The sequence below is a fragment of the Chamaesiphon polymorphus CCALA 037 genome (assembly GCF_003003845.1).
Taxonomy (GTDB): domain Bacteria; phylum Cyanobacteriota; class Cyanobacteriia; order Cyanobacteriales; family Chamaesiphonaceae; genus Chamaesiphon; species Chamaesiphon polymorphus.
Genome location: NZ_PVWO01000284.1, coordinates 1 through 7,519, shown reverse-complemented (window position 1 = coordinate 7,519; position 7,519 = coordinate 1). Strand labels below are relative to the sequence as shown.

The 7,519-nt window shown below is 46.9% G+C and carries 8 protein-coding genes; 2 read left to right on the top strand and 6 right to left on the bottom strand.

Annotation, left to right across the window (positions count from 1 at the left end):
- The 3 genes from C7B77_RS19090 to C7B77_RS19080 form a co-directional block, all read right to left on the bottom strand.
- A partial coding sequence (locus C7B77_RS19090; RefSeq protein ID WP_146138403.1) for a hypothetical protein occupies positions 1-237 on the bottom strand: 237 nt, incomplete at its 3' end.
- 98 nt (positions 238-335) lie between these two features.
- Entirely contained in the window at positions 336-1,199 is an 864-nt protein-coding gene (locus C7B77_RS19085) for a hypothetical protein (protein ID WP_106308382.1), read from the bottom strand.
- 30 nt (positions 1,200-1,229) lie between these two features.
- Positions 1,230-1,883 (bottom strand): hypothetical protein, encoded by a 654-nt coding sequence (locus C7B77_RS19080; RefSeq protein ID WP_146138402.1) that lies wholly within the window; start codon positions 1,881-1,883, stop codon positions 1,230-1,232.
- Between the two features lie 150 nt (positions 1,884-2,033).
- On the opposite strand from C7B77_RS19080, the gene sixA reads away from it, so the two are divergent.
- Positions 2,034-2,546: a phosphohistidine phosphatase SixA gene (gene sixA / locus C7B77_RS19075; protein ID WP_106308376.1), complete on the top strand. Its 513-nt coding sequence runs from the start codon at positions 2,034-2,036 to the stop codon at positions 2,544-2,546.
- Between the two features lie 208 nt (positions 2,547-2,754).
- On the opposite strand, the gene C7B77_RS19070 is transcribed toward sixA, so the two are convergent.
- On the bottom strand, positions 2,755-4,353 hold the full coding sequence (locus C7B77_RS19070; RefSeq protein WP_106308373.1) for an iron uptake porin: 1,599 nt from the start codon (positions 4,351-4,353) through the stop codon (positions 2,755-2,757).
- A 568-nt stretch (positions 4,354-4,921) separates the two neighbouring features.
- Between C7B77_RS19070 and C7B77_RS29340 the strand changes: the two genes are divergently transcribed.
- A complete protein-coding gene (locus tag C7B77_RS29340; RefSeq protein ID WP_146138401.1) occupies positions 4,922-5,512 on the top strand; it encodes a hypothetical protein in 591 nt (196 codons plus the stop codon).
- 183 nt (positions 5,513-5,695) lie between these two features.
- Here the strand turns inward: C7B77_RS29340 and C7B77_RS19055 are convergent, their stop codons facing one another.
- Both C7B77_RS19055 and C7B77_RS29335 read right to left on the bottom strand, forming a co-directional pair.
- On the bottom strand, positions 5,696-7,321 hold the full coding sequence (locus C7B77_RS19055; protein ID WP_106308364.1) for a cyclic peptide export ABC transporter: 1,626 nt from the start codon (positions 7,319-7,321) through the stop codon (positions 5,696-5,698).
- Entirely contained in the window at positions 7,318-7,497 is a 180-nt protein-coding gene (locus C7B77_RS29335; protein ID WP_146138400.1) for a hypothetical protein, read from the bottom strand. Before C7B77_RS29335 ends, C7B77_RS19055 begins: the two co-directional genes overlap by 4 nt.
- Positions 7,498-7,519 lie beyond the last annotated feature (22 nt).

Here is a 7,519-nt window from a genome sequence, read left to right as displayed (position 1 = left end):
ATCGTACAGACGACCGCCGATAATCAATACTTCTTCAGGGTAGTTATGACTTTTTGAACCTAATGAGGTGGTATCGGCACCGGGATGAAATCGAGTTAACCGCGTGTATTCGCCCGATTCTGGATCTAAACTGAGGGTCAATTCTTCGATCGCACCTTCAAATCCAGGAATTGGCGTCCACTTTTCAGCGTTATCTGGACTTAATGGGTTCCAATAAACAATATGAGATTTTGGCATATGCTGCATCGATGGACTTCTTGTAAGCGATCGATCGTTGGTAAATTCATCGACAACCACAGCTCAGACTCAAATTCACTGCAAAGTTGCGATCGAGTCTACGGCATCCACTCGAAGCCAATCCCAACGCGGCTATCGTAGTTTTCCCGCGCATTTTGCTGTTGGATATCGGTAGAGATCCGGAGATTGTTGGTGATGGCATAGCCGACGGAGAAAGTCGTCAAGCCTGTTTCGGTATCGCTACCCAAACCTACCCAACTTTGACTGAGCGCGATATCCGCACCGCCGCCGCGCGAGGGTACGAGCATCAGTTTGAGTCCCAGATTTAAACCGTCGCGGCTGTATTTATCGGTTTGGAGACGGCGAAATCCGACGAGTGGGGTGATATTAATATAGCCACCCAACGGTAACAGATAGTATTGAGCATCCACACCGTAAGCAGTGCGACTACCGCCAGAATTATAATTGGCACTGGCGGAAAGTCCGCTGCGTCCGAAGAAGAGATCGTCTACAGCCAGATGAACGCCGCCAGTTTGGGCGGTGGAGGGGTATTGAGAGTAGCCGAGTTTTACCCGCGTCCGAAAACTGGGGTCGTTTTTAATGTCGTCTGCGACATCGGGAATGCCTTTGAGCCATTTTTGCAAGACAGGGCTACTATTGAGAATTGCAGGATCGATCTCGATCGGATTATTTTCGGGTGCTGGCTGGCTCGGCGGTGGAGCTGGCTGTTGCGCGAACGAATTAACTATTTGCCGAGCGGGTGTCACCGCACGCAGACGATCGAAACCAGCAGGACTGGCAACACTGGGAAGGCTTTGTCCCCAGCATCCCATCCAGACGATCGCCGTACCAGCTAAGAGGCGATACCAATGCACCAGGTTCAAATTATGATGATTTCGGTTTAGCAATTTATTTAGTAGAGATCGCCTTACGGCGCGCTCGCGATCGCTCGATACTGTCATATTCTAGCACTGGCGGAAATATTTACCGATTTACTCTTCCCCACGATCGGGGATCGTGTCGATGTGCCCTGGTACTAGCGGCTGTACCAAGGAATTTGCCATAAACTCATTAGATGACGAACGATGTTGTCGCTTGCCAAGCCTTTGCAATCTAGAGACGATCGCTCCTCGAACTTGATAACAATAAGCGGCGATGATAAACCACGCGCCAAACCAAGATTTAGATTCAAAGCCATAGCCGTCGAGATTGCACAACAAAGTTTGACCGATCGATCCCCAAGCGGGATTGCCACAGACGCCCAAACTATGAGTAAATAAGCCCACTAGCCCAAATGATACGGCGATCGTCACGGTTGCATAAACTCCCGCCCACAGTGCTGCCGCTCTGGGATACCATGTGGCTGGTTTGTGCTGCCAGACAAACCAACCCCAGTGGAATACAAAGGCAAAAAACAAACTTGGGAGGACTAAGTTAACTGCCATCGACAATACACCGATGAGATATTGATGCTCTTCGACGATCGCATTGGCTGAAAACTGCCAACTAGCACCCAAAAAATTAGCAACAGGTAAGCCAAACGGTAATAAAATTAGTGTCTGAATCCAAGCTTTGCGCTTGGGTAAAACCACATCCCAATGAGCCAGCCGTTTGCGTCCAAATTCTTCTACATTCGATCTTGTCATAACTACTGCACCTTCGCTCCGATCCAGATATTTATCATCTATTTTTAGAATTCCCCATCGATTATGTTTGTGTATCAATGAGCAATAATTAGTTACCCGCTAATTATTTTCCGATCGATCGTTAACCAGTATCAAATCATTAACAAAACTATGTACTTGTACTTAATTCGTCATGGCATTGCTGTAGATTTAGATCCCCTCACAGTCGATGTGACGGCTAGTGATGAGTTTAGATCGCTTACTAAAATAGGACGTAAAAAAGTCGCACAAGTTGCCGATCGATTGGCTGAGTTAGAGCTAAGATTCGACCTGATGATTACTAGTCCGTTAGTGCGTGCTAGGCAAACTGCGGACATCTTGCTCGACAAGCAACTCAGCTACAAGTTAGAGGTATCCGATCGATTAAAACCAGCGGGAACGCTAGAGTCTTGGCTGCTGGAGTGGAAAGCCAGATCTAACAATATTAGTACCATTTCGACAGTAGCTTTAGTCGGACACGAACCTAATTTAAGTGAGTGGGCAGAGTTGTTTTTATTTGGGAGAATCGAAGGTAAAATAATTCTTAAAAAAGGTGGAATTATCGGCTTAAAATTTACAGATAATTTTAAGATTGGCGCGGCAGAACTGGCCTGTTCGATCCCACCTAAATATCTGTTGAGTTAGTTGATAGTTGATAGTTGATAGTTGTCTTTTTTCCATCGTCGGGAAAATGACCGGAAAGAGACGCTCTCTATCCTGATGGTGCTGGATGAGATCGAGATGTTGGAGAGCTTGTGTCACAAAAATAGCCAGAAGCGAGCGTTCGCTTCTGGCTAGACTAGGTTAGTCGATCGAACAGTCAATCGACTAATTATTTACTTAGGCGCGATCGTTAGAATAAGAAAGTAGTTCTCACTACACCGATTAACGCACTATTGTTAGTAATTTGGTCGGGAGAAGTCAGGTAGATCAAACCAGGAGTAATCGAGAGATTATCGCTGAGTTTGTACTTGTAGAAACCTTCAAAGTGGAATGGAGTGCTACCAACACCACCAACATAAGGTGTCGCACCTACAAATAGACCAGCGAGGCTACCTCTGCCATCGACATCAGGGAAAGAGATACCCGCACCATAGCTCCAAATATTGTCGGTGACACCGCCTCTACGTGCATTGGTGGTCATCGCAAAACCATTGAAGGCTAGTTTGTCGCTAGCTTTGTAAGCCAATGCCAAACCGAAGGAATCAGCAGTGGTGCGACCGCCAGGGCTAGTACCGTTAAAACCACTGTTAGCCAGTGCTAAATTATTAGCTAACGGAGTACCAACAACTACCCCAGTCCCATTAAAGATACTGCCATTGTGGGAGCTATTGACGTAGGTCAGACCGCCTTCTAGTTGAGAGCTGAGTTTGAAGTTGAGTTGACCGAAGAGGGAATTATCGGTACCAAATATCCCGCCAGTAACAGGAGGGTTATTTGCAGGGCTATTGGCATTAAATGCAAAGTAGCCAAGGGAGACAGATGTCAGACCAGTTTCAGCGATCGGAATATTGGTACCAACGCCGCTACCGCCACCAATTTTGTAGATGGGGCTAGATTCTGCAAAGGCCGAGAGCGCGCCGCTAGCACCAGTGAAATCATCAAAGTTAGATCCATAGGTGGGAGCATAGTCAGCTTGCAGACCGTTAAATGCTGCTACGTAGACATTGGTATTGGCGACGGGGAACTGATACGCCAACCAGTCTAGACCGACACTGTTGTTGCCACCAGTTTCGATGACTTGACCGCCTGTAGTGCTGGGGCTTCTGAATGTACCACCGAGGGAGGGTTGGTTACCAGTGGCTAAACGAGTCCAGAGGATATCTTTACCAGTGAAGCTACTTTGGAATAATAACCGGACGCGATCGGCAAAGATAATATTGCTATTATTGCCACCACTAATTACACTAGCTACGTTAAAGACGGCTTCACCTTTAAGCTTGGTAGTGGTCGAGAACTGGTTGGCTTGAAGTTGAGCGACTTTTTTGTCTGTATTGACTAAGCGACTGTCAATTTCAGCTAGTTGAGCGCGATACTCTTGAGTCAATCTCTTGATGACTTCGAGGTCTTCACGAGTGACACTAGCAGGCTGTTGAGCCAACATGGGTTCGACTTTGTTCAGACAAACATTCAAACCGCGTGCAAATTCAATTTGCGATACGGGTTTGTTGTTTAAATTTGGCTCGCAACCATATTTTGTAGCGATGCTTTGGAGAGCTTGATACGAAGAGTCAGTAGGTTTGACAATTTCACTAACTACATCATCGGTACTTGCGGCTGGCTCGGTAGCGGCGATCGAAACAGGTGTAGCACCACTGGCTTTATTTAAGATTAGGTCATTAGCATTACCAGTAGCTGTTTTGGGTGCGGCCATTACCCCAGTGGATAATAACAAAGAAATGCTCAATACTACAGGGCTAATTAATACAGATTTCCAAAATGCTGATGACATTCGGATGGTTCTCCTCACGTTTAGATAGTTTAAATTGACAAAGATTTAGGCAGGGGTGGGTCGGCGCGTTCGCGTAGCGTAGGCGAAGCCTAATCGAGCGCATAGTATCGATTGATACCGCTATGCTGAATCGACTGGTGCCAAGTCGAACTCGAAGATCGCACAACTACTAGAGACCTAGTTTAATCGTCCGATCGGGTTACATACCGTTCTTCACGATACAGTTAGCGGACTTAATCTGTTGTTAAGATGACCTTAATTATAGGGGGTAACGATTCGGCTCGAAGCATAATTATCGTCGTTCGAGTAAAAATTAAGTATCTCGATCGAACAAAATAGTGACGATCGATACAATTAGTACGGTAATCTAACGATGTTCCCTCGGGGTGGTTGTTAGCGATCGACAGCAACCTTTAGCCGTTCGTAGCTATAACGTACCCGAAATAGTATCAAAATTCACATCACTTAACTAGTTACATACTCAAACACGATCGGATCGATTCTGGCGACGCGTTTGGGCATTCTAGATCTACGACTAGTTTTAGGTGTGGATTTTAGGTAGTTAGTAATGAATCAGCTATTGCAAGCAGAAGGCAAGATAAATTTCGGTGTGGGGAGAACATCACGAAAATACCGCAAGAGCGATAGTGTCAGTTCAAATAGTCCCAGATTAGAGCGCGCTTCAGCCGATGGTTTGAAATTTGCAGCGAAAATTAAGGCAAAGTTTGATGGCTCGCGTCCGGTTGTTGAAGATCGGATTTTTGCAACGGTAGAGCAGGCAGATTTAAAAATCGGTAGAGAGTGGCTGAAGATCGAGCACTTTTGCCAGCAAGAAGATCGCGGCAAGCCGTATTATTCCACCAAGATTACCAATCGATCGACCCAAAGAGTGCGGATCGATCGATTTGGCACGTTTGTTAAAACGGGTAAAACTTTAGTCTTACATACCATTACAGGCGGTTTTTTCAGTCGCCAACAATTTCAGGAATGGTACGATCTGGGCGAGAGTCAGTGGCTAGAACCAGGTCAAACGGTGACAGACCCCAACAATCATAGCAAGCGAGGGGTTTATTGGGCTTATTTTGGCACGACGGCTAACGGTAAGGAGTTTGTAGCTGGCGCGGCTTGGAATGGGAGAAGGTGGTGGATGGGTGGATGAGTGGATGGGTGGATGGGTGGATGGGTGGATGATGGGTAATAGGTAATGGGTAATGGGTAATGGGTAATGAGTAATGGGTAATGAGTAATGGGTAATAGGTGGAACGCAGTTCCACAATATGTCCAGCCTAAAACCTAAAGCCTAAAACCTAAAACCTAAAGCCTAAAGCCTAAAACCTAAAGCCTATTCCCCACCAACAATTTTACCGTAGTCGAGTTTGAGTAATCGATCGGCCAGATGGAAGTAGCGATCGTCGTGGCTGATGACGAGGATCGCTTTGCCGCGTTGTTTGAGTTCGGGGAGGAGTTGTTGGTAGAAGATTTCTCTAAAGAAGGGATCTTGGTCTGCTGCCCACTCATCGAATAAATAGATGGGGCGGTCTTCGAGGTATGCTGTGAGGAGTGCTAGGCGTTTGCGTTGACCTTGGGAGAGGGCGGTGGTGGAGAGTTTGCCATCTGCGATCGACACTTTGTGGGTGAGTTGGAGTTTTTCGAGATACATTTTGGCTTGGGCATCGCCGTCGTCTAGCTGCAAGCCGACAAAGCGATCGAATAGATAGAAATCGGCAAATACTGTCGAAAATAACTGACGATATAATTCGCGGTGGAGATCGTCAACGACAGTGCCATCTAGTCGAACTTCGCCACTGTCGGGCGCATATAAACCCGTGATGAGTTTGGCTAAGGTAGATTTGCCGCTGCCATTACCACCGACGATAAAGATCAGTTCTCCAGGTTCGATCGTCAGATCGATCGGCCCTAGTGTAAAGGTTTTCTCTTCTCCAGCTAGTTGGTAAATATGGGTAGCTTGCCTAATTTCAATTTGTTTGAATCGATCGGGACTAGTGGTGGTGCGTGCTTGTGTCTCGGCGCGACTCGCTAAAGATAGTCCCAAGGTATCGATTTTTCGTAGTGCGACACCTGCTTGACTGAGGTTGGGCAAGATGGCTAAAGTATTACCGATCGGGCGCATTAGATAAGAGATCGTCAGCACATAACCCGATAACAGTTCGGAGGAAACTGTTTGAATATAGGGTAAGCCGTAGACTAATAAGCCCAAGAGCATGAAAAATGATAACTCGCCAATCCCACCAGATAAAGAAATCGCCCGTTGCGAGCCAATCCGATAATTACGCAGGTTTGCAGCAGTAGTTTGTAAGTCTTCTTGCAGGAATTCTTCGCGGCGTTGGGAGTGAAGTTTGAGTTCTTTGATGCCATCGGTAATTGCCTGAAAGTGCTTCATCAAGGCATCATTTTCTTCGCGCGCTTCTGTGAACAAACGCACTGCTTGGTTGATGAGCACTTGCACTAACGCGATCGATAGTGCCATAAATGCCAATGTCCCCAATAGTACCCAAATCGACAGCCAGCCCAGATAAGCAAAGGATGCCACCACGATCGCGGCATTGACACACAGCGTGGGGACGCTAAAGACTGCACTAGAAATCGATTGAATATCTTCTGTCAGAGTCGTCAATAGGCGATTTGTGCCTAGTTCTTCGAGATGTTGCAGGGGCGATGCCAAAATCCAACCGCTAATCCGCAGACGCAGTTTGTAGATGGCATCTTGCGCTAATTGGACGAGCAAGAACTGGGAAATTAAGTTGGTAACCAAAACCACTGTCACTAGCCCCAGAAAGCCCCACAGCAGCTCTTGAGGTGCTTGGGGGTTCTGTGGGGTAATCTGACTAATCGATCGATTGATGAGCGCGATCGCCGCAGCACTACCCATGCCGCTAATCGAACCTGTAATAGCCGCAGCCACTACGCTCATCCAAGCAGCTTTGAGCAGAAACTCAATTAGATTCATGGGAGTTGGGAGTTGGGAGTTGGGAGTTGGGAGTTGGGAGTTGGGAGTTGGGCGCGGTGGCAATACTTCTCGATTAATCTAAAAATTTTAGTCCGCCTACGCGGACTTTGCATCACTAGCAGCGACTTGCGGCGCGCGCTCTGGAGGTTTCCTCCAGGTTTAGTGCGACAAGACACAGTCGCTGGCAATTCTTAAACC

Bases quoted from the DNA above. Each gene is read 5' to 3' on its own strand.
- C7B77_RS19080 (WP_146138402.1), bottom strand. From the start codon at position 1,883: ATGACAAGATCGAATGTAGAAGAATTTGGACGCAAACGGCTGGCTCAT.
- C7B77_RS19055 (WP_106308364.1), bottom strand. From the start codon at position 7,321: ATGAATCTAATTGAGTTTCTGCTCAAAGCTGCTTGGATGAGCGTAGTG.
- C7B77_RS29340 (WP_146138401.1), top strand. From the start codon at position 4,922: ATGAATCAGCTATTGCAAGCAGAAGGCAAGATAAATTTCGGTGTGGGG.
- sixA (WP_106308376.1), top strand. From the start codon at position 2,034: ATGTACTTGTACTTAATTCGTCATGGCATTGCTGTAGATTTAGATCCC.
- C7B77_RS19085 (WP_106308382.1), bottom strand. From the start codon at position 1,199: ATGACAGTATCGAGCGATCGCGAGCGCGCCGTAAGGCGATCTCTACTA.
- C7B77_RS19070 (WP_106308373.1), bottom strand. From the start codon at position 4,353: ATGTCATCAGCATTTTGGAAATCTGTATTAATTAGCCCTGTAGTATTG.